This window comes from Blautia parvula, from assembly GCF_020215665.1.
Lineage (GTDB): Bacteria > Bacillota > Clostridia > Lachnospirales > Lachnospiraceae > Blautia > Blautia celeris.
The window spans coordinates 1,269,690-1,295,624 of the sequence record NZ_CP084061.1; the positions used below are offsets into that span (position 1 = coordinate 1,269,690).

28 protein-coding genes are annotated in these 25,935 nt (G+C 48.1%); 8 read left to right on the forward strand and 20 right to left on the reverse strand.

Annotated elements, in window-relative coordinates; translation table 11 throughout:
* Positions 1 to 38: 38 nt before the first annotated feature.
* Complete coding sequence (locus tag LC508_RS06010) at positions 39 to 299, reverse strand: hypothetical protein (RefSeq protein ID WP_147396166.1); 261 nt, start codon at positions 297 to 299, stop codon at positions 39 to 41.
* 302 nt (positions 300 to 601) lie between these two features.
* Between LC508_RS06010 and LC508_RS28710 the strand changes: the two genes are divergently transcribed.
* The 3 genes from LC508_RS28710 to LC508_RS06020 all read left to right on the forward strand — a co-directional run bounded on the left by LC508_RS28710 (position 602) and on the right by LC508_RS06020 (position 1,904).
* Positions 602 to 706, forward strand: coding sequence for a DUF6774 domain-containing protein (locus tag LC508_RS28710; RefSeq protein ID WP_390425987.1), 105 nt, complete (start codon positions 602 to 604; stop codon positions 704 to 706).
* Between the two features lie 78 nt (positions 707 to 784).
* Entirely contained in the window at positions 785 to 1,252 is a 468-nt protein-coding gene (locus LC508_RS06015) for a TspO/MBR family protein (RefSeq protein ID WP_033140404.1), read from the forward strand.
* Between the two features lie 10 nt (positions 1,253 to 1,262).
* A complete protein-coding gene (locus tag LC508_RS06020; RefSeq protein ID WP_103732975.1) occupies positions 1,263 to 1,904 on the forward strand; it encodes a DUF3298 and DUF4163 domain-containing protein in 642 nt (213 codons plus the stop codon).
* 38 nt (positions 1,905 to 1,942) lie between these two features.
* Here LC508_RS06020 and LC508_RS06025 read toward each other — a convergent pair whose 3' ends face one another.
* The 4 genes from LC508_RS06025 to leuC all read right to left on the reverse strand — a co-directional run bounded on the left by LC508_RS06025 (position 1,943) and on the right by leuC (position 4,781).
* Positions 1,943 to 2,347: a hypothetical protein gene (locus LC508_RS06025; protein ID WP_054351173.1), complete on the reverse strand. Its 405-nt coding sequence runs from the start codon at positions 2,345 to 2,347 to the stop codon at positions 1,943 to 1,945.
* A 16-nt stretch (positions 2,348 to 2,363) separates the two neighbouring features.
* Positions 2,364 to 2,837 carry an NUDIX domain-containing protein gene (locus LC508_RS06030; RefSeq protein ID WP_054351172.1) on the reverse strand — a complete coding sequence of 158 codons (474 nt, stop codon included), beginning with the start codon at positions 2,835 to 2,837 and terminating at the stop codon, positions 2,364 to 2,366.
* A gap of 174 nt (positions 2,838 to 3,011) precedes the next feature.
* On the reverse strand, positions 3,012 to 3,500 hold the full coding sequence (gene leuD / locus LC508_RS06035; protein WP_033140407.1) for a 3-isopropylmalate dehydratase small subunit: 489 nt from the start codon (positions 3,498 to 3,500) through the stop codon (positions 3,012 to 3,014).
* Between the two features lie 12 nt (positions 3,501 to 3,512).
* Positions 3,513 to 4,781, reverse strand: a complete 1,269-nt coding sequence (gene leuC, locus LC508_RS06040) for a 3-isopropylmalate dehydratase large subunit (RefSeq protein WP_103732976.1) — start codon at positions 4,779 to 4,781, stop codon at positions 3,513 to 3,515.
* Between the two features lie 141 nt (positions 4,782 to 4,922).
* Here leuC and LC508_RS06045 point away from each other — a divergent pair, with 141 nt between their 5' ends.
* Entirely contained in the window at positions 4,923 to 5,819 is an 897-nt protein-coding gene (locus tag LC508_RS06045; RefSeq protein WP_033140409.1) for a LysR family transcriptional regulator, read from the forward strand.
* A 97-nt stretch (positions 5,820 to 5,916) separates the two neighbouring features.
* Here LC508_RS06045 and ilvC read toward each other — a convergent pair whose 3' ends face one another.
* The 13 genes from ilvC to LC508_RS06110 form a co-directional block, all read right to left on the reverse strand.
* On the reverse strand, positions 5,917 to 6,930 hold the full coding sequence (ilvC, locus tag LC508_RS06050; RefSeq protein WP_033140410.1) for a ketol-acid reductoisomerase: 1,014 nt from the start codon (positions 6,928 to 6,930) through the stop codon (positions 5,917 to 5,919).
* 71 nt (positions 6,931 to 7,001) lie between these two features.
* A complete protein-coding gene (gene ilvN / locus LC508_RS06055) occupies positions 7,002 to 7,514 on the reverse strand; it encodes an acetolactate synthase small subunit (RefSeq protein WP_033140411.1) in 513 nt (170 codons plus the stop codon).
* A 173-nt stretch (positions 7,515 to 7,687) separates the two neighbouring features.
* A complete protein-coding gene (locus LC508_RS06060) occupies positions 7,688 to 8,848 on the reverse strand; it encodes a DHHW family protein (RefSeq protein WP_103732083.1) in 1,161 nt (386 codons plus the stop codon).
* 39 nt (positions 8,849 to 8,887) lie between these two features.
* On the reverse strand, positions 8,888 to 10,279 hold the full coding sequence (locus LC508_RS06065; RefSeq protein WP_103732082.1) for an MBOAT family O-acyltransferase: 1,392 nt from the start codon (positions 10,277 to 10,279) through the stop codon (positions 8,888 to 8,890).
* 48 nt (positions 10,280 to 10,327) lie between these two features.
* Entirely contained in the window at positions 10,328 to 10,798 is a 471-nt protein-coding gene (locus LC508_RS06070; protein ID WP_054351171.1) for a DUF4358 domain-containing protein, read from the reverse strand.
* Between the two features lies 1 nt (position 10,799).
* A complete protein-coding gene (locus LC508_RS06075) occupies positions 10,800 to 11,579 on the reverse strand; it encodes a GDSL-type esterase/lipase family protein (protein WP_146051707.1) in 780 nt (259 codons plus the stop codon).
* 173 nt (positions 11,580 to 11,752) lie between these two features.
* The gene (gene nikE, locus LC508_RS06080) at positions 11,753 to 13,363 is read right to left on the reverse strand and encodes a nickel ABC transporter ATP-binding protein NikE (RefSeq protein ID WP_054351170.1); all 1,611 of its coding nucleotides are present in this window, start codon (positions 13,361 to 13,363) and stop codon (positions 11,753 to 11,755) included.
* A 29-nt stretch (positions 13,364 to 13,392) separates the two neighbouring features.
* A complete protein-coding gene (locus LC508_RS06085; RefSeq protein WP_103732081.1) occupies positions 13,393 to 14,976 on the reverse strand; it encodes an ABC transporter substrate-binding protein in 1,584 nt (527 codons plus the stop codon).
* Positions 14,977 to 15,046: 70 nt separating this feature from the next.
* Complete coding sequence (locus tag LC508_RS06090) at positions 15,047 to 15,865, reverse strand: ABC transporter permease (RefSeq protein WP_054351169.1); 819 nt, start codon at positions 15,863 to 15,865, stop codon at positions 15,047 to 15,049.
* Complete coding sequence (locus LC508_RS06095; RefSeq protein WP_103732084.1) at positions 15,862 to 16,854, reverse strand: ABC transporter permease; 993 nt, start codon at positions 16,852 to 16,854, stop codon at positions 15,862 to 15,864. The genes LC508_RS06090 and LC508_RS06095 overlap by 4 nt, the downstream gene beginning before the upstream one ends.
* Positions 16,855 to 17,037: 183 nt before the next feature.
* A complete protein-coding gene (locus tag LC508_RS06100; protein ID WP_103731883.1) occupies positions 17,038 to 19,032 on the reverse strand; it encodes an oxidoreductase in 1,995 nt (664 codons plus the stop codon).
* Between the two features lie 74 nt (positions 19,033 to 19,106).
* Entirely contained in the window at positions 19,107 to 19,985 is an 879-nt protein-coding gene (locus LC508_RS06105) for a LysR family transcriptional regulator (protein WP_033140419.1), read from the reverse strand.
* Between the two features lie 75 nt (positions 19,986 to 20,060).
* Positions 20,061 to 20,792 carry a DUF3784 domain-containing protein gene (locus LC508_RS06110; RefSeq protein ID WP_103731884.1) on the reverse strand — a complete coding sequence of 244 codons (732 nt, stop codon included), beginning with the start codon at positions 20,790 to 20,792 and terminating at the stop codon, positions 20,061 to 20,063.
* A gap of 231 nt (positions 20,793 to 21,023) precedes the next feature.
* Between LC508_RS06110 and LC508_RS06115 the strand changes: the two genes are divergently transcribed.
* The 4 genes from LC508_RS06115 to LC508_RS06130 are packed head-to-tail and all read left to right on the forward strand — an operon-like array spanning position 21,024 to position 24,018.
* Positions 21,024 to 22,151 (forward strand): helix-turn-helix domain-containing protein, encoded by a 1,128-nt coding sequence (locus LC508_RS06115; protein WP_054351167.1) that lies wholly within the window; start codon positions 21,024 to 21,026, stop codon positions 22,149 to 22,151.
* Positions 22,148 to 22,348, forward strand: a complete 201-nt coding sequence (locus LC508_RS06120; protein WP_033140422.1) for a PLDc N-terminal domain-containing protein — start codon at positions 22,148 to 22,150, stop codon at positions 22,346 to 22,348. The genes LC508_RS06115 and LC508_RS06120 overlap by 4 nt, the downstream gene beginning before the upstream one ends.
* On the forward strand, positions 22,349 to 23,251 hold the full coding sequence (locus LC508_RS06125) for an ABC transporter ATP-binding protein (RefSeq protein WP_033140423.1): 903 nt from the start codon (positions 22,349 to 22,351) through the stop codon (positions 23,249 to 23,251).
* On the forward strand, positions 23,248 to 24,018 hold the full coding sequence (locus LC508_RS06130; RefSeq protein ID WP_103731885.1) for an ABC transporter permease: 771 nt from the start codon (positions 23,248 to 23,250) through the stop codon (positions 24,016 to 24,018). The genes LC508_RS06125 and LC508_RS06130 overlap by 4 nt, the downstream gene beginning before the upstream one ends.
* Before the next feature lie 64 nt (positions 24,019 to 24,082).
* On the opposite strand, the gene atpC is transcribed toward LC508_RS06130, so the two are convergent.
* Together atpC and atpD are read right to left on the reverse strand one after the other, a co-directional pair.
* Positions 24,083 to 24,496 carry an ATP synthase F1 subunit epsilon gene (gene atpC, locus LC508_RS06135; RefSeq protein ID WP_033140425.1) on the reverse strand — a complete coding sequence of 138 codons (414 nt, stop codon included), beginning with the start codon at positions 24,494 to 24,496 and terminating at the stop codon, positions 24,083 to 24,085.
* Between the two features lie 27 nt (positions 24,497 to 24,523).
* Positions 24,524 to 25,912, reverse strand: a complete 1,389-nt coding sequence (gene atpD, locus LC508_RS06140; RefSeq protein ID WP_033140426.1) for a F0F1 ATP synthase subunit beta — start codon at positions 25,910 to 25,912, stop codon at positions 24,524 to 24,526.
* Positions 25,913 to 25,935 lie beyond the last annotated feature (23 nt).

The window sequence follows — 25,935 nt, forward strand, 5'->3', positions numbered from 1 at the left end:
ACAGCATATTTTGCAGCATCCACTAAAATTCCATATATCTATTCTTTCAGAACATATTTATCGCCAAATCCCTTCTTCTCGATAACCCCCTTTAACCCTTTGGTACTCTTGATTGAAAAACGTTTTCCTTTTGAAAAGAAACCGGATATATCTTCCAGTTCAAAGTTTTCACCAAATATATTATGCGTTCTCAACTTCCCGGTAAACGTTTCTTCCAGTTCCCCTAAATCATCATCAAAAATGCCGTTTTCCCTGTATAGGTGCATTTTCCCGCCTTTCAATTTAAAATAAAATTCCATATACATTCCTTTGATAAATCTGCTTTTTATCGGTTTCCGTTACTTCTGCACTTTATAACTGTTATCCAATTTTTTACTCATAACAATTGTTTTCCTATGCCGCTCCACCACGAATTCTTTCTCTATACATTATATTTTACCAGCCTGCCGGTTTGAATAAAGCGGAATTTTCCCGAATATATCACTTTACCGCTGTTTCTGCATAATAATAAAGCAGAGATGATAATAATGAATTCCTGTGAACTTGTTACTTTTATATCTACAGCGGCCTGTGCTCTTTCTCAAAACTGCACAGAGGACAAATTAGAGATCTTGGCTGCGGTTTTTCCCAGCTTGGCGACACCTTGAACACCATCCTTGTACACAAAGAAATCTGCGGCGGTGATAAAATAAAGAAAACGGATTAGCTTTCAAACACTTCTCATAAGTAATCAAAAAAACGCATATGTTTTAGTAAATACCCGTACAGGGAGTACATTACAGATATGAGTAAAGAAAACAGAAGCTCTTTTGTTATCTCCATCCTGCTTCCGCTGGCCATTGGTTCTCTGTCTACCCTGATCAGCGGAAACCGTTCTATGTATGACATGATAAACAAGCCAGCCCTCAGTCCGCCGGCTTTTATATTTCCGGTTGTGTGGACAATACTTTACATTTTAATGGGAATTTCTTCCTACCTCATCTATGAATCCAATAATCCGGGCAGGCGCAGGGCGCTTAGGACATACGCTGTTCAATTGCTTTTCAATTTCTTCTGGAGCATTATTTTCTTTGGTTTCTCCCAGTATTTTCTTGCATTTATATGGCTGCTGGCGTTGATTCTTGTTATTATCGTCATGATCTGTCAGTTTTATAAGATCAGCCCCGCTGCCGCTTATTTACAAATTCCTTATCTCATCTGGTGTATATTCGCGGCGTATCTTAATTTTATGATCTATATTATGAATCGGTGAGGTGGTATATATGCAGACAGTCACGACAAATACCTTAACAGATACCATATCATATAAAAACATACCGATCGTAACATATAAAATCAACTACCCTTCCTTTACTACCACATGCAATGTGAAAGCCGCCGAGGCCATAAATGCTTACTATCTCCGACTTGCCCAGAACACCCGGGACTACTGCAGGAATGTGATATTTGCGCAGGCAGCACAGGACCTTGAATACATACAGGGCACGCGCCCGTTTAATGCTTATACTCTGGACGTTATTTTCCAGATTACCTATAATTCTGGATGCATCACCAGCCTATATACGGATACATATACTTATACAGGCGGAGCCCACGGGCAAACAATACGCACTTCTGATACATGGGATTTCAGCAGCGGAGAAAAGCTGCGGCTCACAGCTTTTTATCCTCTTACGCCTTCTTCCCTGCATCAGCTGCAGGTATCCATGGAAAGCCAGATTGCCAGAAGATTAAAAGAGAATCCCGGTACTTATTTTGATGACTATAAAACGCTTTTGCATAACACATTTCGTATCAACAATTTTTATTTAGAGCCGGGAAAACTGGTTATTTATTTTCAGCAGTATGACATAGCGCCATATTCTACCGGACTGCCGGAATTTTATTTTCCAATTAATATTTGAGGCCAAACACTGACAGGAGGGCTGATGCAGCCCTCCTGTCAATTTTCCTCCTCATCTGCCGGTGACCCAACAACAAATTCCCCAATCACTGTTTTACCGTCCTGCAGATACATAGGTATACGGAAAGATTTTATTTTATTTAATTCCAAAGCCTCCTCAGGACTTTCCGGCAGGTCTCCAACCAGGTCTGTGCTTTTCACATATCCCTGTACATCATCTTCCCCTATAGCCAGCAGCAGTTCAGGATCTCCATATATAACGCCTCCAATACCATAGGTTTGCCCTTCTTCGTTCTTTGGATACCCTTCTTTTATAATCTCTTCCCGTTTTGGTATGATCAAATCCGGTTTTATGCTGTTATTTACATGTACTCCTACCCCAACCACCATAGAAATGCATAATACAGACAGCACAGAAGCGGCCGCCATTTTCCGTTTTATCACATTCTCCCTCCTTTTCTTATGCAAAATGTAACATATAATATTCAAGAATATCCTTATGCGTCTCTGCAATTGTAAGCCCCGATAATTCATCTGTCTCAAAAAAACGCAGTTCTCTGGATTCCTCACTGCAGCAAAGTCCCTGAAAATCTTTTATAAAGACCTCATAGACCGCAGTTATAATGCGCACGATATTTCCATCCGGGTAAGCAGCTATCCTGTAAGGATAGGAAAATACATTAAGTAATTTTAGACTGTCTGCCCAAAGTCCTGTCTCTTCCCTTACCTCCCTCTGCACACATTCCTCCAGCGATTCTTCCATTTTCAGGCCACCGCCGATAAATGCCCAGCGATCTGCGTCTGTCCTGCGTTCCAGTAATACCCTTCCGTTATTTCTTATAATGCCAACTGCACCCATGTGAATCGGACGGTTGGGTTTTGGAGCATCTGGTGTGTTATAGAATTTTGTCTGCTTTTTCATGTTTTTTATCATACACTTTCCTCTGCTAACTCTGTACAAAAATAATATCATATTTTCATTCCTCTTACAACCTGATTCCGCCCATCCCGAAGCCAATGAATCGCAGCCATCACCTCCCCCCACGCACATAAAAAACGGCCCATCCCGCTTTTCCCGGCGAAATGGACCGTTTTATATCCTGCTGTTTTACTGCTGACTGTTAATGTAATTGATCAGGCCTTCAGCCTTAATGATTTTCTGCATGAACTCAGGGAATGCCTGGCCTTTGAAGCTGGTTCCTTTTGTCTTGTTGGTGATGATCCCGCTGTCGAAATCCACTTCCACCTCATCTCCCGCTTCGATGTTCTGTGCCGCTTCCGGACACTCAATGATAGGCAGGCCGATATTGATAGAGTTGCGGTAGAAAATACGGGCAAAGGTCTCGGCAATGACGCAGCTTACCCCTGCTGCCTTGATGGCAATGGGTGCATGCTCACGGGAAGAACCGCAGCCGAAGTTCTTATTTGCCACAATGATATCACCCTTCTGTACCTTCTTCACGAATTCCTTGTCAATGTCCTCCATACAGTGCTGTGCCAGCTCTGCCGGATCGGAAGAATTCAGATATCTTGCCGGGATGATGACATCCGTATCCACATTGTCGCCATATTTAAAAACTGTTCCGTTTGCTTTCATGTCTTCACCCTCCTATAATCCAAGTTCTTCCGGAACGGAAATTTTGCCGGTTACTGCGCTTGCCGCAGCCACAGCCGGGCTTGCCAGATATACTTCAGAGTCCACGTGTCCCATACGTCCCACAAAGTTTCTGTTTGTGGTGGAAATGCAGCGCTCACCCTCTGCCAGGATACCCATATATCCGCCCAGGCACGGTCCGCAGGTCGGAGTGCTGACAACTGCGCCGGCTTCTATAAAGATCTTCAAAAGTCCTTCATCCATTGCCTGCAGATAGATGTTCTGTGTTGCAGGAATGATAATACAGCGCACGCCCTTTTTCACTTTACGGCCTTTTAATATCTCTGCTGCACAGCGAAGGTCTTCAATTCTGCCGTTGGTACAGGAACCGATCACGGACTGGTCGATCACCACATCCTCTGTGATCTCATCCATTGTCTTTGTATTTTCCGGCAAATGCGGGAATGCGATGGTCGGTTTCAGCTGGCTCAGATCAATGGTATATTCTTCGTCGTAAACCGCATCCGCATCTGCCTCGTAAACTTTATACGGGCGTTTGGAATGTTCTTTCATATATGCTTCCGTCTGCTCGTCAACCGGGAAGATTCCATTCTTTCCGCCTGCCTCAATTGCCATGTTGGCAATAGTGAAGCGGTCATCCATGCTCAGGTTTTTGATGCCTTCACCTACAAATTCCATGGATTTGTAAAGAGCACCGTCCACGCCGATCATGCCGATGATATGTAAGATCACGTCTTTTCCGCTTACCCATTTGGCCGGTTTGCCTACAATATTGAATCTGATGGCAGACGGTACTTTGAACCAGGCTTTTCCCGTAGCCATGCCTGCTGCCATATCTGTACTTCCCACGCCTGTGGAGAAAGCGCCCAGCGCGCCGTAGGTACAGGTATGAGAGTCCGCTCCGATCACCACGTCACCTGCCACGGTAAGGCCTTTTTCCGGAAGCAGCGCATGCTCAATGCCCATCTCTCCCACATCGAAGTAATTGGTAATTTCATTCTTACATGCGAATTCACGCACGCATTTGCAGTGTTCCGCTGATTTGATATCCTTGTTCGGAATAAAGTGGTCCATAACCAACGCGATTTTGTCTTTATCAAATACATTCTTAACGGTCATTTTATCCATCTCGTGAATTGCTACAGGAGATGTAATATCATTACCCAGTACCAAATCCAGGTCTGCCTCGATCAACTGTCCGGCTTCCACTTTGTCAAGGCCGGCTGCTGCAGCCAGAATTTTCTGTGTCATTGTCATTCCCATGGGTATTCCTCCTTGTTCTATCGATTTCATCTATTGCTATCATAGCATATCTTTTGTTATAATAGAAATACATATTAAATATATCTGCCATAACTCCTATTTATATGGTGTAAAATAAAATACAGAAGTGAGGTTTTATAAATGGAGCAGAATTTATCCCTGTACCGCGTCTTCTACACTGTAGCCAACGCGGGTAATATTTCCAAAGCCGCAGAGCAGCTCTATATCAGCCAGCCGGCGATCAGCAAATCCATCCGCAAACTGGAGCAGAGTCTGGATGTGACTTTGTTCTCCAGAAATTCCAGAGGCGTCCAGCTCACCGAGGAGGGGGAGATCCTCTACGACTATGTGCAGAAAGCCTTCTATTCCCTACAAATGGGAGAATCCCGTATTAAGAAGATCAATGACCTGGGAATCGGGCATTTACATATCGGGGTCAGCACTACCCTCTGCAAATATATGCTGCTTCCTTATCTGCAGGAATTCATCAAGCTGCACCCACATGTGAAGATCACCATTGAATGCCAGTCCACCAACCATACCCTGCAGCTTCTGAAGGAAAACAAAATTGATCTGGGGCTTATCGGGGAACCGGAACGGCTTCACCACATACATTTTGATTCTCTCGGGGAAATTGAGGACATTTTCGTCAGCACCAGTTCCTATCTGGACAATCTGTCCCTGCGCACCAACCACAAGGACGATATCTTCCACACAGCCACTCTGATGCTGCTGGACAAGGAAAATATGACCCGCCAGTATATAGATGACTACCTCTCCATGCACCACATTGAGACAAACAACCTGCTGGAAGTGTCCACCATGGACCTGCTCATTGAATTTGCCAAGATCGGCCTGGGCGTGGCCTGTGTCATCCGCCAGTTCGTAGAAAAAGAACTGAGGGATAAGACTCTGGTGGAGATTCCCCTCCCCTTCCCGATCCACAAGCGGAATATCGGCTTCGCTTTCCTGGATAACCTGCAGCAGACCACAGCGGTAAAGGATTTCATTGATTTTTATAACAGTAAACGGCCATAATTACAGGAATAACTGCGGGGCAGCGGCCCCACGGCAAAGCCGCCGGGAAAAGGATACTTCCTTCACCCGGCGGCTGTTTTTATTTATACATTAACATTTAGTTCTCGATCAGTTTGCCTGTGTCGTTCCAGCTGTATAATTTACGCAGCTCTGCTCCGACTTCCTCTAACTGATGCTCTGCTTCTCTTCTTCTCATAGCGCCGAAGTGCATGCAGCCTGTCTGGTTCTCGGAAATCCAGTCTTTTGCAAAAGTACCGTCCTGGATATCGGACAGGATCTTCTTCATAGCTTTCTTGGTATCATCTGTGATGATCTTAGGTCCGGTGATGTAATCACCATACTCAGCAGTATTGGAGATAGAATAACGCATGCCCTGGAATCCGCTTTCGTAGATCAGGTCAACGATCAGTTTCATCTCATGGATACACTCAAAGTAAGCGTTCTCCGGTGCATATCCTGCTTCTACCAATGTCTCGAAGCCGGCTTTCATCAGTGCGCATACACCGCCGCAGAGAACTGCCTGCTCACCGAACAGGTCGGTCTCAGTCTCAACTTTGAAAGTAGTCTCCAGAACACCTGCTCTTGCTCCGCCCAGTGCTGCAGCGTAAGCCAGTGCTCTGTCTTTTGCTTTTCCTGTGTAATCCTGCTGTACAGCTACCAGACACGGAACACCTTTTCCTACCTGATACTCGCTTCTTACTGTATGACCCGGTCCCTTAGGAGCGATCATGGTAACGTCAATGTTAGCCGGCGGTTTGATCTGTCCGAAATGGATAGCAAAGCCGTGTGCGAACATGAGCATATTACCTTCTTCCAGGTTCGGCTCAACATCTTTTTTGTACATAGCTGCCTGTTTCTCATCGTTGATCAGAATCATGATGACATCAGCCTGTTTTGCAGCTTCTGCTGCTGTATAAACTTTTAATCCCTGTGCCTCTGCTTTTGCCCAGGATTTGCTGCCTTCATAAAGTCCGACAACAACATCCACACCTGATTCTTTTAAGTTCAGAGCATGTGCATGTCCCTGGCTGCCGTAACCGATGATCGCAACTTTCTTGCCCTCTAAAAGTGCCATGTTGCAATCTTCCTGATAATAAATTTTTACTGCCATTTTAATTTCCTCCTAGCATATTGTTTTATCTTAGGGAATAAAAAATCATTCTCTAGCTAACGTATGTAAAATTACTCCTCGTCTTCCTCTAAATAGAAGACATCATCAACACCTCTGGAAAGTCCGGTGATACCCGTTCTTGCCAGTTCCAGAATCTCATAGCCTTCCAGCAGGTCAATAAACGCTTCCAGCTTTGACTTGGTACCGGTAAGCTCAATGATCATGGATTCCTTGCCCACATCAATAATATTGGCACGGAAAATATCCACGATTGAAGAGATACTCGGTCGCTGCTCAGGCTCCACACGGACCTTCACCAGAATCAATTCTCTGTTGACACTCTGCCCGTCCTTCAGCACCTTCACGGTAAGTACGTCTTCAAGCTTTTCCACCTGCTTGGTGATCTGTTCCAGAATCAGTTCATCCCCTCTGCAGACAACTGTCATACGGGAATAATTCGGATCCGTTGTGATACCCACGGAAAGACTGTCGATATTATAACCGCGTCGGCTGAACAAACCGGAGACCCGGCTCAGAACACCGGCCGTATTTTCAACCAGAATAGATAAAATTCTTTTGTTCATACAGCACCTTCTCCCATGCTCTCCCGTTTTCACGGAACAGCTTAACTTTTCTTGTAATTCTATCAACTATTCAAAATTTTGTCAATGCATTTAAAGCGTTATAACTAATTAGTATGTAAATCATAACTGAAAGCTATACCGGCGAAAGCCCTGTATTTTTGCCCCTCTCCCTCTCAGCTTTCCCTCAGAACCATCTGCAGGGATGTGTCTGAAAAGAAAGTATTGGCATTGTACAGATATAAAACCTCCTGTATCTCCTCCACCTGCATCAGCTCTTCCAAATCCCCGTAATAATATCTGGGGTCCACTGCCACAATCTTCCGGTACTGGGTCGCCAGAAACGGCAGGTAACAGTTGGCATAGGAATCCTTCAGCACCAAAAGTGTCTTATCTGACTGCACAGGTGTCTCGATACGGATAAGCGGATGGTTGCCGCCCAGAAAACAGGCGTATCCGTCTCTGGTATCCAGTTTTCCCGTATCGTAAAAGCTGGCTGTCTTTTTCTGCTCATCCACATAATTGACCACCGAAGAAGGGGAACCGTCCTTTGGCAGAAAGACTTCCAGCTCCTCCTTCTCCCCTGAACGAAAACCGCTCTTTGCAGACAGTGTACCCTGGAATCCGCCTGTGACAGGCAGCGCGTCAAATGTGATCTCTGATCCATTGTATCCCATGGTCTTCCCTGCCTCCAGAAACGCCAGATACGCCGCCTCTGTGGTCCAGTGATGGTCTGTCTTATAATACAGTTTCTTGTCCCGGTTCTTTTTCAGGACGCCGCGCATATCCAGAACCGTAATTCCCTGCTCCTCCAGCTCTTTTCCGAGGGTGTCAAGATACCTTCCCTGATCTGCTGCCGGTGCGAAGGCAGGCAGCTTGTCAGAGAGGATTTCCACTGCATTAGGCACTATCATGGCGTACTGCTTCACTTCCCCATATCTCTTAGCGAAGTCTCCCATGGCGCTGCAGGTCTCCTTCAGGTTTTTCCCGTCGGGTTCTGTGAACTTCTCTATCAGGTATCCGTCTTTTCCCAGATAGACGCCGTTTGACTCCACTCTGCCGATCAGCCGGTCGAATCCGGCCTTCATCTCAATCCACATATCCCGCAGCAGGAACTGATCAGTGAAATACGTCTCGAACTTCTCCTCATATCTGCCGGATATGATCTGTCCCCCATTGATACCGGGTGCCTGTTCCAGCATTCTGTTCTCCTTGTCAGAAAAAGTCCTGTCTCTGGCGATCAGGCTGCCAAGAAAGAAAAAGGCTGTGACTGCGATAAATACCCAGCCTGTAATGATCGCTGCCCTCCTGTGCAGGTTTTTATTTTTTTCATTCATGAACCTCTCCGTTCCGGTGGGGAATCCCCGCCTGTTTTATTAAAAACGCAGGTATAAAAAAGGATGGTAAGAGCTGTAGACCAGGCAGGCTGTCCCCAGAAGAAACAGCACGCCGTACAGCACCGCGGAGCCAATTATAGAATCGTGGAACCGGCTCTCCACCCATCTGTAAAAGCCCGGTCTGCAGGCAAGTATGCACAGCAGGAAGACCACGAGGTTTGTCTTCAGATAATACAGCGCCGCCGTATCCGCAAGACCCACGGCCCCGATTCCCACCAAATGCCCCAGATATCCTACTGCCTCCCCCAGGGAATTGTGGGAAAACAGCATCCAGCCTGCCATTACCAGCAGCATCGTATAAGTCCCTGATACCCAGCCCGGCAGTTTTTTCAGCCTGCTGCCAAGAATATATTTTTCTGCTATCAGAAGTACTCCGTAGTATACCCCCCACACAGGAAAATTCAGCGCTGCCCCATGCCACATTCCGGTAAGGCACCACACGATCAGGATATTGCGGATATGCTTTCCTGTTCCCACGCGGTTGCCGCCCAGAGGTATGTAGATATAATCCCTGAACCAGCTTCCGAGGGAGATGTGCCATCTCCGCCAGAACTCAGTGACGCTTTTTGACATATACGGATAGTCAAAGTTTTCTTTTACCGTAAATCCCAGCATTCTGCTGATTCCAATGGCCATATCGGAATATCCCGAAAAATCAAAATAGATTTCCATGGTAAAGGCAAACATACCAATCCAGGCAGTGAGCACAGATATATTCCCTGCCCCTGCGCTGATCTCCCCGTAAAGGGAGGCCAGTGTGTCGGCCAGCAGCACCTTTTTTGCAAGACCCAGAATAAACCTTCTGGCTCCGTAGCCAAGCTGCAGTGCATTCACCCTGCGCTTCTTCATCTGCTCCTTCATGTCCTTGTACCGCACAATAGGCCCTGCGGTCATGGCAGGAAAAAATACCGCGTAGGCGGCAAAATCCGTAAATTTCTTCTCCGCCTCTGTTCTGCCGTAATAGATATCGAAGAGATAGGACAGATTCTTAAAAGTATAAAAGGACAGTCCTATGGGAAGCGCCAGCTCCCTGACTGCAATCTGTGTATGAAAAAAGCTGCCGATCAGATTCGCTGCCGGCCCGAAATATTTAAAGAAACAGAGCAGAAATACATCCACTCCCACGGCAAAGATCAGATCCTGTTTCTTCCGTCTTCCGTCATTCTCCTCTCCTCCGATCTGCAGACCCATAATATAATGAAATACCGCAGAAAATATCAGCAGAATAAGATAGACCGGGTCTCCCCAGGCATAAAACACAAGGCTGGCTGCCAGAAGGAACCAATTCCTCCCCGCGGCAGGCAGCAGGTAGTATATCAGCAGCACTGCCGGTAAAAATGCAAAGATAAAAAACAAACTGTTCAGCAACATATATATTCTCCCCTGAATCCGGACGCAGTCCGGAAATCATCCTCCCTGCTATTTGATCAATTCCAGAAATTCTTTCCTCCACTGCTGCGCATGACTTCCGGATGCGTACAGCACATAACTTCCCCTCGATTCCACCGCTGCCTCTGTAAGAAGCGCCGTCTGGGACACGCCGTATCCCTCAAAACTTTTCTTCTGCTCCTCCAGATGCTTTTCCGCACTGTCCAGCACATTCTCTGCCTCCTTCGGACTTTCCGCCTTTACGACCAGAAACTCATCCACAGACATGGGGGACTCTGCTTTATAAAAAACATATCCTTCAAGATTCCCTGCTTCCAGCCCGTAGAACCTGCGAAGCTGTCTTGCACCGCATTTTTCCAGGGAAGTTATTGTCTTATCCTGCTCCATTTTGGAAGCTATTTCCTCTATGGGAACATCCTTTGCCCAGCCTCTTGTGCATAAAAAACCAAGGTAGGCTGCCAAAAACATAAGGGTTCCCGCTTTTACCCATTTTATTTTCATCTTATAATCCCGCCGTATCCGCCAGATAGGACAGCCATGCCGGATAATAACTCTTGATCACATGGATGCCGTCCGGCTCATAAATTCCATCTTTTCCTTCTATTAAAAAAGTACAGTCCACAAAGGTATATCCATCTTCTTCACACATGGCCTGAAGTGCCTCGTTAAACGCTTCACAGTACGCATAACTCGGCGTCTCCTTCACAGCCTCTTTGGTTGCGGGCAGAATGCTGTTGATATAAACTGCAGCATCCGGAAGCCCTTCTTTCAGCCGCCCGATCTGGCGCCTGTATGCCTCAATAAACTTTTTGCTGTCCCCTTCACAGATTTCCATGTCGTTTGTTCCGAAAACAAAAAACACTGCCGAGGGACGCAGTGAGATGGCATTGTCCACCAGGTCATCTGCCTGGCTTACGCTGAGCCCTCTTTTATAGAGCACCACATCCGTGTCCAAAAAGCCGTACTCCACGATGGATTCTGAAAAAGAATCCCCCAGTATCACAGCATTCTGGAATGCCCTTTTTAATTCCACCGTATCCCGCTCTTCCCCTTGACTGCCCTCGGAACCGTCCCGGCTTTCCAGGTCTTTCAGAGCATTTTCCGTATGGGAAATATCCGCCTTTTCCAGGGCGGCTACGGTCTTTCTGTTTTTTTCATAAGGAGTTTCTTCGGCGTTTTCCGCCTTTTTAAAGATAACAACAACAGCAATGATGACCATCAGCACCACTGCCACAAGAACCCAAAAACGGGTTTTAGATATGTACGCTTTGATTTTTTCCATTTTTCCCTTCAATTCCTATGTCCTTTTCCCCTATTCGACAGATTCCCCGATTCCTGTCGTTTAATAAATTATAGACGTTAAAAACTGAAAGTTCAAGGTGAATATTCCAACTTTTATATATTTAAAAAAGCTGTTACAAAATCGCCTGATTTTTGTAACAGCTTCACAATGATTTATTTTTCCTGCCCCATCATGATGATTCTGTCACTGACGTGCATGACCATGGGCAGGTCATGGGCAATGAGCATAATAGTCAGATGATGCTCCTCCTGCAGCTTTTTAAACAGATGCATGATCTGTGCCTGAATGGAGATATCCAACGAGGAAATGGGCTCATCCGCCACAATAAACTCCGGTTCCACGGACAGCGCCCTGGCAATGGCTGCCCTCTGCCGCTGTCCTCCTGACACGTCATAGGGATGGCGGAGGGCAAGGGCCGGATCAAGTTCCACCTGCTCCATTAAGGAGCGCACCCGCTCCCGCAGTTCCCGCCTGCCTCTGCACAGCTTCTGGATCCTGAGCGGTTCCCCTATGATCTCCTCCAGGGTCATGTGAGGATTGAATGCTGAGGAGCTGTCCTGGAAGATCATCTGTCTTCTGTAAATGCGGGCAGTGTCCCCGTGATAGAGAATCTTTCCGCCATCCGGTTCGTAAAGCCCTACGATACACCTGGCAAGGGTGGATTTCCCGCAGCCGGAGGGACCGGCCACTCCCAGGATTTCCCCTCTGTAGACATCCAGAGAAAAATCCTCCAGGACACGGGAAACCGTATGCCTGTCCAGACGGAAATTTTTAGACAGATGGCGAATCTCGATGAGCTTTTCCGGTTCCGGCTCTTTAAGAAGAACCACCTGATCACCGGGTGTTATCTTTTCCTCTACCTGTACAGCCGGATGAGAGACATCCCCCTCCACATGGGGGTGCATATGGTTGTGCGTGCCGCCGTGGGTATGGGGCATGCCGTTGTGGAAATGTATCTTACCGTGTGTATGCCCGATGCCTTTTCCGTAATTCCGGTATCCCAGCATTTTTATGGTATAGGGATTCTGCGCGTGATCAAAAATATCATGGACACTGCCGCTCTCCACAATCTCTCCCCGGTACATGACATATACGCTGTCCGCCACATCTTCCACCAGACCCAGGTCATGGGTGATGAAGAGAATGGCAACCCCGGTCTCTTTTCTTATCTTTGCCAAAAGCTCCATGATCTGCTGCTGGGTGTCCACATCCAGCGCAGTAGTCGGCTCATCTGCCAGCAAAAGGCCCGGGCTGCAGGCAAGGGCTATGGCGATTGCCGCCCTCTGCCGCATGCCCCCGGAAAACTGGTGGGGATACTGGGAAAACCGCTTTTCACATTGCTCAAATCCGGTGAGTTCCAATAGTTCCAGTGTTCTGGCCTTTGCCTCTTTTTTTGATATTTTCTCATGGAGAAGGATGGTCTCCATAATCTGCTTTCCGATGGAAATCGTTGGGTTCAATGACAGATAAGGGTCCTGAAACACCATGGAAATCTCCCTGCCGCGGAATTTCTGCATCTGCTTTTCCGTATATTCCAATATGTTGCTGCCCTGATACAGAATCTCGCCGCTTTCCACCCGGGTCTTATTTCCGAGAAGCTGTAATATGGTTTTGCACAGCACGGTTTTTCCGGAGCCGGATTCCCCCACAAGGGCAGCCAGCTCCCCTCTTTTAAGCTCCAGACTTACGTGTCTTGCGGCGCGGGTCTGCTCCTCATCCTGAAAGGTCACGGACAGATCGCGAATCTCCAATAATGTCTCCATAAGTGTTCTCTCTTTTCTATAATGAAGTGTTACATATCCCAGTCGTAAATATTCCAGAAGATACCCACACCGTGATGACCGAGAACCGTGTCCTTCGTCAGTCCGGTGATGTTGTCTTTTGATACATACATGGCGTCAATATATGCGATAAAGGTATAAGGAAGGTCTTTTGACAGCTCTGCCTGGAATTCCTTATACAGCGGAAGTCTCTCCTCCTGTGTCTCCAGTTCTCTTGCCTGCTGAAGAAGTTCGTCTACTTTTGCATTGGAGTAGCTGCTGTAGTTGGCTCCTTTGTCTGTGCCGAATACTTTGTAGGTATGGTCATCCGGGTCAAAAGGACTTCCCCACCCGATCAGGTATGCATCCTGGTTTGCCCAGTCTGTCTCTGCTGTCACTTCCACTTTACAGTTCACGCCGATATCCTGCAGGTTCTGCGCGCAGATATTTGACATATCAATACGCACCTGGTCTGCCTGACCGTTGGAAATGGTGAAGGCAAGCTGTTCTCCGTCTTTTTCATAATACCCGTCATCGCCCATTTTCCAGCCGTTTTCTTCCAGAAGCTGTTTCGCTTTCTCCGGATCAAACTCATATTTTTCAATGTCCGGGTTGTTATAAGGTCCCATCTGCAGAGGAGAGTACGCTGCCTCCCCGTGGCCTAACAGCACGCTGTCCACAATAGACTGGCGGTCAATGGCATAGCTTAAGATATTTGGCAGTTCCCTGTGTCTGCCAAAGAACTCACTTCCGAAGTTATAAAGGATTCCTCTGTAATCTGCTGTTTTCATAACATCCACAACAAATCCGTCTTCCCCCTCAAACTGCTTGGCATCTTTCGGTGTCACCTGCGCCAGATCCAGTTCCCCTGATTTTAACTGAAGGGCCCTTGCCTGGGTATCCTCCACAATCTTAAAGACTACCTTGTCAATCTTAGGTGCTCCCAGATAGAAGTCATCAAACTTTTCAAGGGTAATGCTCTGTCCCTCGTCCCAGGAAACCAGCTTGTATGGGCCGCAGCCCACAGGATTTCTGTTGAAATCATCGGTCACGATGTCTTTTCCCTCCAGCAGATGCTTGGGCAGGATTCCGATAGTCAGGTAATCCAGCATGGCAACATTTGGTGCTTTCAGAGTAATCTTCACCGTACTGTCATCCGGAGTCTCAATCCCTGTGATATCCTCATAGTTGGAAGCAATCTCAGAGGCATTGTCCGGGTTCATTATAGTATCCAGCGTAAACTTCACATCCGCGGAGGTAAAGGTCTCGCCGTCATGGAATGTCACGTCTTTTCTCAAATGAAAGGTATAGGTTTTGGACGCCTCATCCCACTCCCAGCTCTCTGCAAGAGCAGGTACCACTTTGTCCTCTGCATCATGGGCTGTCATACCTGCAAATATAAGGGAATTGATCTCCCCATGCTCATAGAGCGCAGGGTTAATATTGGTGTAATCACCGCTTCCGTAAACCAGCGTCTTTTCCTCCCCGCTCTTATCCGCAGCCTCTGTTTTTGTGTCTGTATCTCCTTTTGCCTTATCGTCTTTGCTCCCGCAGCCTGCAAGCAGTGAGGCTGCCATGGATGCTGCCAGCAGTAATGTCAGTATTTTCTTCTTCATGTCTGTTCTCCTTTTGCGTTTATTGCCGGTTTGCCGGAATGCCCGGCAGCGGCTGTAATCGGTTGCCGTTTTATAGGTTGCTGTGTTCTCTGTTGTTTCTCAGGCGGATGTACTCTCCCACATTGGTGATACACACCAGAGTGGTTACCAGGAACAGCCCGGGAATCAGAATGATCCACCAGGAGTTGGACAACAGGGCTTTCTGTGAAAGGGACATCATGCTGCCCCAGGAAATGATCTCCATGGGAAGGCCGATTCCCAGAAAACTTAAGGTGGCCTCCGTGCCGATCGCCGCGCTTACATTTGTGACGATCATGAACATGGTGGAGGATATAAAATTGGGAAACAGATGTTTCCGCAGTATGTAGAAAAACTTTCCGCCGGCCAGTCTGGACGCCAGAACAAAATCACTGTTCCGTATCTGGCGCACTTCACTTCTGACCACTTTGGAAATGTTCATCCAGCTTGTAAGTCCAATCACCACAGCAATACTGGTAGCTGTAGCTTCCCCCAAAAGTGCCTGCAGAAAGATCACAAGCAGGATGGAGGGAATACTCAAAATGATCTCTGTGAAGCGCATCAGCAAATCGTCCAGCCAATCCGGCACAAGGCCGCTGACACAGCCGTATACAATGGCAGTCACAGAGGATATAGCAGTCGCCAGTATCCCGATATACAGGGATACTCTTCCGCCCTCCCATATCATGGAGTATATATCCCTCCCCATGGTATCCGTGCCGAAATAATGGGCACTGCCGGGCGGCAGACTGACTTCTGTCAGGTTCATGTAAAAAGGATCTCCTGTCGCTAAAACTTTTCCAAACAGGCATCCTAGGATAATAACTCCCAGTACCAACAGGGAGAAAACGGGGAAATTTTTCTTTTTCATGCTGCTTTTTCCCCTCTTTCCTGTTTCATTCTGGGGTCAATCCATTCGCTGATGATCTGGCCTGCCACATTTGCCACAATGACCGCAAAGCCTGTGATAAGGCTTAATACCATCAGCATATTGTAGTCATGGTACTGGGCGCTCTCCATACTGAGCGTCCCCAGACCGGGATAGGAAAAGACACTCTCCGCGATGTAGGTTCCGCCGATGATATGGGGCACGGAAATAGCCATGATACTGATCAGGGAAGGCAGGATTTTCCTCAGGCAGTGGGTGAACATGATGCGGCATTTCCCCATGCCCTTTACCTTGCACAGAAGTACATAGTCCTCGCGGATTTCCTCCAGAAGCTTGTTTCTTACCATATATGTGTAATACCACAGATGGGATAACACCATAACCGTGACCGGCAGGATCAGATGTATCAGCCTGTCACCCAGGGAATGTTCCCCTCCCAGGGCATAGGCGCCGCTTGTGGGCAGTACAGCCAGATTCACGCCGAAGATAAGGATCAGCACAAGCGCAACGAAAAAGGAGGGGATACAGTTGGTCACAGTCCCGATCTTACAGATGCACCTGTCGATCAGGGTATTCTCACGCATCGCACAGAAAATACCCAGCAAAACAGCGAAAAGGAAGGTGAGCACATAGGATAAGCCTCCCAGTATCAGGGTATTGGCATATACCTTCTCTATGACTGCTCCCACATCCTGCTTATATTTATATGAAATCCCGAAATCCCCGTGCAGGGCATTTTCCACCCAGCGCACGTACTGCACGGTCATAGGCTCATTGAGGCCCAGACGCTCCCTGGCCTTCTCCTTCTGGCTCTCATTCATCCGCTCCACGCTCTCCCCGTAATAGGATTTTAAAGGGTCCCCGGGAGAAAGGCGGGCAATAAAAAATACCAGTATGGACAGCACCAGCATGGACAGCAGGATCTGTACCAGTTTCTTCAGCAAAAATTCAAACTTCTGTGGTGTATTCAATGTATTTTCCTCTTCATTCATTCCGGTAAATTGTCAGCAAAAAAGTAACGCCGCATCTGTTATTTTTTTGACTATCCATAGTATAGCAGACAAAAAATCCCCCCACAAGCCACGTGGGGGGATATAAATATATATTTTTTGTTATGGCTGCCGTACGCTTTGGCAGCACGCTTGTTGATACACCTATCGCATATGGTTTGCCACTTCAAATGCATCCCAGATCGCGTACATAATATTGGAAACTTTCTTCGCGTCACCCAGCAGATAGATTTCCGGCACATCAAACTGCAGGTCATTGTAGAGGGAATTCTCCTCCCTGTATCCAACAGATAAAATGACGCTGTCACAGGAAATCTCCTTCTTCTCCTCCTGAACAACACAGGATAACATTCCATCCCGGAATCCGGTCACTTTGGCGCCGGTCACCACCTCAATGCCGTTGTAGGGGATCAGGCGCTCCAGCATATCTTTGTTGGCATGGCAGAGAGGGCCGTTGACTGCCATCAGCTTATCGAGGGCTTCCACAATCGTCACTTTCTTGCCCTGCTGCGCAAGCCACAACGCTGTCTCACAGCCCACCAGACCGCCGCCTACCACAACGGTACTGCCGCCGCAGTCTTTTTCCTTTGTGAGGACCTGTGCCGCAGTGTATACATGGGCATCGTCACCCAGAGGGAACACCTTCGGGACTGAGCCTGTGGCGATGATCACAGCGTCATATTCTGCTTTTTCCACATCTTCTTTTCTGACTTCAGTATGAAGGTGTACCGGAACATCCAGTTTTTTCAGAGTGGTCTCATACCACTTTGCCAGTTCCAGATCATCTTCCTTAAAGTCAGGAGCACCGCCCGGGATCAGATTGCCTCCCAGACACCCGGTCTTCTCAAACACTTCCGGCCTGTGTCCGCGGATTGCCAGCACTCTGGCTGCCTCACAGCCGGCCACACCGCCGCCCACCACCATTACTTTTTTGCTCTTCCGTATAGGTTCATAGGCGGTCACCCGTTCCCGGGCCGCCTGGGGATTCACGGCACAGTTGATCATGGAATATTCCTGTACACGCCCCATACAGCCCTCCTGGCAGGAGATGCAGGGACGGATATCCTCTGTGCGCCCTGCCCGCAGTTTGTTCACATAGTCCGGGTCAGCCAGAAGAGGACGGCCAAGACTTACAATATCACAGGTTCCATCCTCCACAGCCTCAGAAGCCATAGCCGGATCATCCATACGTCCGGCGCAGAGCACAGGTACATCCACCACTTCCTTCACCATTTTACAGTACGGGCGGAACAACCCTTTTTCCTGATACATGGGGGGATGATTCCACCACCAGGCATCATAGGTACCCACATCTGTATCCAGCGCATCGTATCCATAGCTGACAAGCAGTTTTGCAGCTTCCAGGCCCTCCGGGATATCGCGGCCCTTTTCCTCAAACTCTTCGCCCGGAAGGGCACCCTCTCTCCAGTCCTTGATCATGCTTTTTACGCTGAAACGCAGGACAACCGGGAAATCCTCTCCGCAGCGGGACTTGATCTCCTCCACCACTTCCCTTGCGAAGCGGAGCCTGTTTTCCAGGGAACCGCCGTATTCGTCCGTTCTCTGGTTGAACATGGAAATGGCAAACTGGTCCAGCAGGTATCCCTCATGGACCGCATGGACTTCAATACCGTCAAAACCGCCGCGCTTGGCATTGTATGCGCCGTCGCCGAAAGACTTTACGATGCTGTGTATTTCCTCTTTCGTCAGAGGACGGCATGTCTTATCCAGCCATCTGTGAGGAATGGCGGATGGCGCAACCGGCGGGAACTCTCCCAGGTTGGTGGGTATGGTGACACGGCCAAAGCCCCCTGACATCATGAGAAAAATCTTGCTGCCGTACGCGTGAACACGCTCTGTCATCTCCCTGCTGGTCCGGATAAAATGTACCGGATTGTAAGTGGAATTTGGACAGTTGGGCATACTCTGAGTCTCCACCCGGCAGTCTGAGAACGTGACACCGGTGATGATCAGGCCGGTGCCGCCCTTTGCCCGCTCTGTGTAATAATCAATACCTCTCTGGTTGAATCCGCCCTGGGCGTCCGCCAGTCCCAGAGGGCCCATGGGGGCCAGTGCAAAACGGTTCTTTAGGGTAACCCTGCCGATCTGCACAGGGGTAAATAAATTTTTATATTTCATTGCGTCCTCCTTCGTATTTCTTTTAACAATATAATACAAAAGAACAACGCCTTTCCGCCAGCAACCTTTGCTTGTCAGGTGGAAACTTTTTGTTTTAGAAAGCAGTCAAACTGCTGTATGGTCTCATAATTTTTCGTATCTTCCTTGTAAACGCCGAACACCTCCCAGGTCATATGTTCCTCAAAGGGTATGGCGCGCATATGTTCCATACGGAAATCCTCCAGCATAAATTCCGGAATGACTGCAAGACCGATCTTCTGGCGGCAGAGTTTGTACAGGACAGCACCGTCCGATGTCTTTGCTATGATGTTGGGAGTAAATCCCTTCGCACAGCAGATGGAGGCAAAATCGTGGTACATGTGGAAATGTTCATTCATGAGGATCATGTTCTCCTCCCTCAGCATCTCCACGTTCACACTCTCCTTTTCATACAGGGGATGCCCTTCAAAGACAAGCAGCAGGATCTCCCTTCCGTCCAGTTTCCGCTGTATCATGTCGTCCCCTTCGTGTTTTCCCACAATGAAACCGTATTCCAGTCTGGAGTCCTCCAGCATGGACTTCACTTCCTCGTTGGAATACTCATTCCACTCCACCCGGATATGGGGATTCTCCCTCATAAAATTCAGGATCAGCTCAAAAGGAAGGACATTAAAGACACCGCAGGCGCATCCGATGCGAAGGACTATCTTTCTGTTCTCAAGCTGTCTTACGCCGTTTTCCAGCTCCTCCAGCTCCTGTATGATCTTCTTCGTCCTTCCGTAGAGAAAATCCGCGCTCTGTGTTGGGCGCATACCCTGTTTGGTGCGCTCAAAAAGAACGGTTTCCAGTTCTGCCTCCAGGGTCCTTATATTTTTTCCCAGTCCCTGGGGTGTGATATAAAGGCGTCTGGCAGCCCTGCTGATGCTTTTTTCCTGATAGACGGCCTCAAAACATTTCAAATCTTTTGTGTTCATGTGTTTGCCTGCCTTTTCTCTCGTGATACCCCTATTGTATAGGGAGAGAAAACACTCTGTCAACTGCAGTCTGTGTCAGTTCTTCTGTACCTTTTCCTTTATTTCCTCGTAAAGCTTCCTGGTAGCTGCCTCGTCTTTACCGTTCAGCACCACGGTTCCCTGCTCTGTGTCCAGGACCACAAAGCTGTCACAGGATGTATAGGAATACAGTTTATAATCACCGAACTCTGCGTTCTTAAAATATCCTGCCTGCAGTGTGGGACCTCCAATCCCATTTTTCCGGCTGCCGCGCTGCAGATCATCCGTGTAAGAAACAGATTTAACAGAAGCATACGGCACCTCATGATCCGGCCAGAAGGATACCTGTATCTCCAGGGATGCCTCATGCATAACCGGGGTTACGTTTCCTGTAAAAAGCACAAAGGAAACCACTGCCAAAATGACTGCGGTGAAAAGAAAGGACGCGTTTCTGTAAATCTTATCCCTGGCCCTGTCTTTTTCCTGAACGGCTTCCCCTTTTACTACGCACACCGTATTGCTCAGAATCTGTATGGCAGCCACCACAGCAGCAATGCTGATCACAAAGGCTGCCACAGGGAACCGGTCTCCCATTATACTCCAGGCAGCCATAACAAGGGTGATCACACCCAATCCTCCGCCTACGACCCGGCACAGCCTTTTCTCATTGTATTTTTCTTTATTCCGGGACGTATTGTACCCGGCAATGAGAAAGCTCCCTTTTCCCATCAGCAGAATCACTGCTATGATTCCCGTCAGTGCTGTTAATCCCCATAATATCCATTTCATATAAATTCCTCCTTACAATGATTCCAGTTTTTCATAAGTTTTCTTACACACATTATAGCAGGTTCAAAAAAGATTGATATTCATTTGCACAGGATACATCTTTTCAGGTCTGAAGGACAGTATGCTGTGTCGGTTTCCCAACAGTTGATTTTGTATCTCAAAGTATCGCTGCAATCCATTGATAATTTTCAGTTACCTGCTTATAATCAACCATATAAGGAGGATGAAAGGATGAATATACTTAATTTTTCCGAAAACATCATTAAATTACGCCACAAAAAAGGAATCACCCAGGAAGAGCTGGCTGATTTCGTGGGTGTCACCAAAGCCTCTGTCTCAAAATGGGAGACAAAGCAGAGCCTGCCGGATATTATGCTGCTTCCCCGCCTGGCCGCCTATTTTGATGTCACAGTAGACGAACTTCTGGGATATGAGCCTAATCTCAGCAGGGAACAGATTCAGAAAATATATTTTGATTTCACGAAAGAATTCGCAGAACAGCCCTTTGAGGAGGTGATGGAGAAGAGCCGGCAATTGGTCAAAAAATACTACTCCTGTTCCCCCTTCCTTTTCCAGGTCTGTGTTCTTTGGATGAACCATGCCACCCTTGCCCCAAACCCGCAAATGCAGACAGAGATTCTGGAGGAAGCAGCCAGACTGTGTTCCCACATTATCAATGACTGCAGGGAAATCCCGCTGTGCAACGACGCCCTCCTGTTAAAAGCCAGTATTGATCTGCTCTGCGGCAGGACCCAGGAGGTGATCGACACACTGGAAGAGATACTGAATCCGTATCACTACTCCTTTCAGGGGGAAACGATCCTGGTTCAGGCCTATGCTATTGCCGGTCAGAAGGAAAAGGCCAACCGGTACAGCCAGTTCGGCATGTATACCCATCTCCTTTCCCTTGTGTCGGGAGCTGTGCAGTATCTTTCCCTCCACGCGGAGGATATGGATGCCTGTGAGGAAACCATTCACCGCATGGACTGTCTCATGAAGCTCTACAATCTGGAGAATCTGCACCACAACACAGCCGCCCAGTTCCATTACCAGACTGCTGTCATCTGCTGCATACACGGAAGACTTGAGGAGGCTCTGGACCGCTTGAAAAAGTTTGCATCCATAACCGATTCCCTGCTGGAATGTGACAAGGTTTTCCTGCACGGAGATCAGTATTTCGATGCCATTGATCCTTATTTTGAACAGTCGGATCTGGGAGGGAACCTGGTCCGTGCTAAAAAAGTCATTGCGGACAGCGTGGTGCAGGCACTGGAAAACCCTGTGTTTCAGCCGCTTGAGAGCAGTGAAGATTACCGGAAGATCAAACAAATATTTTTAGTGAGAGGAGAATCCCTATGACAGTTTCAGAACTTTTACCATTTCTCATTCCTTTAGCCATTGCGGAACTGCTTCTGCTTTTCATCACCCTGCGCCATATTCTCACCCATAAGAATTATAAAAGGGGTTCACGTGCCCTGTGGCTGGTTGTCACAATCGTGGGGCTGGAATTTATCGGGCCGGTCCTGTACCTTCTGCTCGGAAAGGAGGACAATTAAATGGATATGCTGACCCTTTCCCATGTATCAAAATCTTTCGGGAGTAAAAAAATCATTGACGACCTGAGCTTTACCGTACCGGAACACTGTGTCTACGGATTTATCGGACAGAACGGAGCAGGTAAGACCACCACCATGAAAATGATCCTGGGACTTCTGCAGACAGACAGCGGCACGATCAAAGTAAACGGGGAAACGGTCCGCTACGGGCAGAATCGTACCAACCGCTATATGGGCTACCTGCCGGATGTCCCGGAATTTTACGGATACATGACACCCTCGGAATATCTCAGACTGTGCGGAGAGATCACAGGAATGTCATCCGCCGGAATCCGCAAAAAATCAGACGAACTGCTGCACCTGGTGGGACTGGATAAGGAAAATAAACGCATTCACGGGTTTTCCAGAGGAATGAAGCAGCGCTTAGGAATCGCCCAGGCTCTTCTGAACGAACCAAAACTGCTGATCTGCGACGAACCCACTTCTGCCCTGGACCCCCTTGGCAGAAAAGAGATCCTGGATATTCTTCTGTCCGTCAAAGACCATACCACGGTTGTCTTCTCCACACATATCCTCTCGGATGTGGAACGCATCTGTGATGAAATCGCTCTTCTCCACAACGGCCGCACCGCGCTTAAGGGGACCCTGGAGGAAATAAAGAGCAGACGAAAAGGCAACGGATTTGACATAGAATTTTACACGCCGCAGGACGCCGACGCCTTCGCAGCATCCATGTCCGGCAGCGAGAGAATAAGCGCAGTCCGCCTGTTCTTCCCGGGAAAAGATGAAAAAGACATGACACATGCCATGAAGATTCTGGCAGACAATGCGCTCTGTGTCCAGAAGGTAGAGATGCGGGAAGCCACACTGGAAAACCTGTTTATGGAGGTGATTGGGATATGAGACAGCTCACAGCTTTTACTAAAAAAGAACTGCGGGAATCTCTGCGCACCGGCAGAATGCCCCTGCTTGTGATTCTCTCTGTTTTATTCGGGATCATGAATCCCCTTGTTGCCAAGCTGACGCCTTGGATGATGGAGAACTTTGCCGGTTCCCTGGAGGAAAGCGGTATGGTCCTGACAGAGATCAAGGTGGACGTATTTACATCCTGGACGCAGTTTTATAAGAATACCCCCATATATCTGATTGTTTTTATTGTCATTGCAAGCGGTATTCTGACCACGGAATATCAGAAAGGCACCCTGATCATTATCCTGACAAAAGGCATGAACCGGTGGAAACTGATCCTGTCCAAAGCCTTTTCCGCCCTTCTTCTCTGGACTGTGTGTTACTGGATCTCTTTCGGGATCACCTATGCCTATAATATGTATTTCTGGGATAACAGCATGGCATCCCATATATTTTTCGGAGCCTTCTGCCTCTATATGACAGGGCTGTGGCTGATCACGCTTATTATGCTTATGTCCTCCCTGTGCAGCACCAATTATATGGTACTGGCCGGAACCGGAGGTGTGTTTTTCGTATTCTACCTGCTGGCATGGATACCTGATATGAAAAAGTATATTCCCACACAACTGATGTCCTCTTACAGCCTGCTTCCCCAGGCAGCAGATGTGTCTGATTTCATGTGTGCTGTGGTGATCACCGGCGTTTTATCGGTGGTGAATCTGCTTCTTTCCATACTGATTTTTAATAAAAAGCTTTTATGAGACCACCGGATCATCCAGAAAAAAAGAGACGAGGAATGTTCTCCTCATCTCCTGTATAAACGTCTTATACGTCATGCTTCTTTGCTGCTTTCATACGGGCCATGGCTCTTGCAAGGGATGCCTTGGATATATAATATTCCTGCAGACTCTGCTGCTGCCTGAGCTGTTCTTCCGCGCGCTCCAGGGCATCTTTTGCACGCTTCAGGTCAATATTCTCGGGGTACTCACAGCTGTCTACCAGAACAGTCACACGGTTATTGATGATCTGCGCAAACCCGTTTCCCACAATCGCTGTCTTCCACTCTTCACTGTCAGCAGGCTTAAAACGCATCTCACCGGGTACAATGGCAACCATCATATCCGCATGGTGGGCCAGAATGGAAATCTGGCCGTCCTTTGCAGGAAGCATGATACTGGTTCCTCTGCCGTGATAAAAATCTTTATCACTGGCAACGATATTCAGTCCGAATGTATTCATATACATGCACTCCTTTTCCGCCCTGCATTACTGCTCAGCTTTTGCTTTCTCCACCACCTCGTCAATGGTTCCCACATTAAAGAATGCATTCTCCGGATATTCGTCCATCTCGCCGTCCACGATCATCTTAAAGCCGCGGATTGTCTCTTTGAGAGGTACATATTTACCGGCAATTCCGGTGAACACCTCAGCCACATGGAAGGGCTGGGACAGGAATTTTTGGATCTTTCTGGCACGGGCAACTACTTTTTTGTCTTCCTCGGAAAGCTCTTCCATACCAAGGATAGCAATGATGTCCTGCAGCTCTTTGTACTTCTGCAGATACTCCTGCACCCTTCTGGCCACATCATAGTGCTCTTCCCCGACCACATCAGCCTCCAGAATACGGGAGGTGGATTCCAGCGGGTCAACCGCGGGATAGATACCCTGCTCCACGATCTTTCTGGACAGAACCGTAGTGGCATCCAGATGGGCAAATGTGGTGGCCGGAGCCGGGTCCGTCAAGTCATCGGCAGGCACATAGACAGCCTGCACACTCGTAACGGAACCGTTCTTTGTGGAGGCGATCCTCTCCTGCAGCTCACCCATCTCAGTAGCCAGGGTGGGCTGGTAGCCAACGGCTGACGGCATACGTCCCAGAAGCGCTGAAACCTCAGAACCTGCCTGGGTAAAACGGAAGATATTGTCAATGAACAGCAGCACGTTCTGGTGCTCCTGGTCACGGAAATACTCTGCCATGGTAAGTCCGGTCTCCGCCACACGCATACGCGCTCCCGGCGGCTCATTCATCTGCCCGAATACCAGGGCTGTCTTCTCCAGTACGCCGGATTCCTTCATCTCTGTCCAAAGGTCATTTCCCTCACGGGAACGCTCACCAACACCGGTGAAAATGGAGTATCCGCCGTGCTCTGTGGCAATATTGCTGATCAACTCCTGGATCAGAACGGTCTTACCAACCCCGGCACCGCCGAACAGACCGATCTTACCGCCTTTTGCGTAAGGCGCCAACAGGTCGATTACCTTTATACCAGTCTCCAGAATCTCGACTACTGGGCTCTGCTCCTCGAAGCTTGGTGGATCTCTGTGGATGACCCAGTGCTCCGCATTTTCAAGCTGTTCTCCGTTGTCAATGGTTTCGCCCAGCACGTTGAACAGACGTCCCAGTGTCTCTTTTCCCACCGGTACGGAAATACCTGCTCCTGTTGCCGTGACCTCCATATCTTTACAGAGGCCGTCGCTGGAAGCCAGCATGATACAGCGCACCGTATTGTTTCCGATGTGCTGTGCCACTTCCATCACAAGCTTCTTTCCATTGTTCTCCACGGTAAGGGCATCTTTGATATACGGAAGGTTCTGGTCTTCAAATTCTACGTCTACAACAGGTCCCATGACCTGTACGATTTTTCCTTTTTCCATAACGATTGCATCTCACAGTCGTG

Coding starts and splice junctions, on each gene's coding strand:
- LC508_RS06070 (WP_054351171.1), bottom strand. CDS start 10,798: ATGAAAATAAAATGGGTAAAAGCGGGAACCCTTATGTTTTTGGCAGCC.
- LC508_RS06110 (WP_103731884.1), bottom strand. CDS start 20,792: ATGAAATGGATATTATGGGGATTAACAGCACTGACGGGAATCATAGCA.
- nikE (WP_054351170.1), bottom strand. CDS start 13,363: ATGGAGACATTATTGGAGATTCGCGATCTGTCCGTGACCTTTCAGGAT.
- LC508_RS06045 (WP_033140409.1), top strand. CDS start 4,923: ATGGAGCAGAATTTATCCCTGTACCGCGTCTTCTACACTGTAGCCAAC.
- LC508_RS06120 (WP_033140422.1), top strand. CDS start 22,148: ATGACAGTTTCAGAACTTTTACCATTTCTCATTCCTTTAGCCATTGCG.
- atpD (WP_033140426.1), bottom strand. CDS start 25,912: ATGGAAAAAGGAAAAATCGTACAGGTCATGGGACCTGTTGTAGACGTA.
- leuD (WP_033140407.1), bottom strand. CDS start 3,500: ATGAAAGCAAACGGAACAGTTTTTAAATATGGCGACAATGTGGATACG.
- LC508_RS06130 (WP_103731885.1), top strand. CDS start 23,248: ATGAGACAGCTCACAGCTTTTACTAAAAAAGAACTGCGGGAATCTCTG.
- LC508_RS06100 (WP_103731883.1), bottom strand. CDS start 19,032: ATGAAATATAAAAATTTATTTACCCCTGTGCAGATCGGCAGGGTTACC.
- LC508_RS06030 (WP_054351172.1), bottom strand. CDS start 2,837: ATGATAAAAAACATGAAAAAGCAGACAAAATTCTATAACACACCAGAT.
- LC508_RS06065 (WP_103732082.1), bottom strand. CDS start 10,279: ATGTTGCTGAACAGTTTGTTTTTTATCTTTGCATTTTTACCGGCAGTG.
- LC508_RS06105 (WP_033140419.1), bottom strand. CDS start 19,985: ATGAACACAAAAGATTTGAAATGTTTTGAGGCCGTCTATCAGGAAAAA.
- ilvN (WP_033140411.1), bottom strand. CDS start 7,514: ATGAACAAAAGAATTTTATCTATTCTGGTTGAAAATACGGCCGGTGTT.
- ilvC (WP_033140410.1), bottom strand. CDS start 6,930: ATGGCAGTAAAAATTTATTATCAGGAAGATTGCAACATGGCACTTTTA.
- LC508_RS06020 (WP_103732975.1), top strand. CDS start 1,263: ATGCAGACAGTCACGACAAATACCTTAACAGATACCATATCATATAAA.
- LC508_RS06085 (WP_103732081.1), bottom strand. CDS start 14,976: ATGAAGAAGAAAATACTGACATTACTGCTGGCAGCATCCATGGCAGCC.
- LC508_RS06115 (WP_054351167.1), top strand. CDS start 21,024: ATGAATATACTTAATTTTTCCGAAAACATCATTAAATTACGCCACAAA.
- LC508_RS06015 (WP_033140404.1), top strand. CDS start 785: ATGAGTAAAGAAAACAGAAGCTCTTTTGTTATCTCCATCCTGCTTCCG.
- atpC (WP_033140425.1), bottom strand. CDS start 24,496: ATGAATACATTCGGACTGAATATCGTTGCCAGTGATAAAGATTTTTAT.
- LC508_RS06060 (WP_103732083.1), bottom strand. CDS start 8,848: ATGAATGAAAAAAATAAAAACCTGCACAGGAGGGCAGCGATCATTACA.
- LC508_RS06010 (WP_147396166.1), bottom strand. CDS start 299: ATGGAATTTTATTTTAAATTGAAAGGCGGGAAAATGCACCTATACAGG.
- leuC (WP_103732976.1), bottom strand. CDS start 4,781: ATGGGAATGACAATGACACAGAAAATTCTGGCTGCAGCAGCCGGCCTT.
- LC508_RS06075 (WP_146051707.1), bottom strand. CDS start 11,579: ATGGAAAAAATCAAAGCGTACATATCTAAAACCCGTTTTTGGGTTCTT.
- LC508_RS06125 (WP_033140423.1), top strand. CDS start 22,349: ATGGATATGCTGACCCTTTCCCATGTATCAAAATCTTTCGGGAGTAAA.
- LC508_RS06090 (WP_054351169.1), bottom strand. CDS start 15,865: ATGAAAAAGAAAAATTTCCCCGTTTTCTCCCTGTTGGTACTGGGAGTT.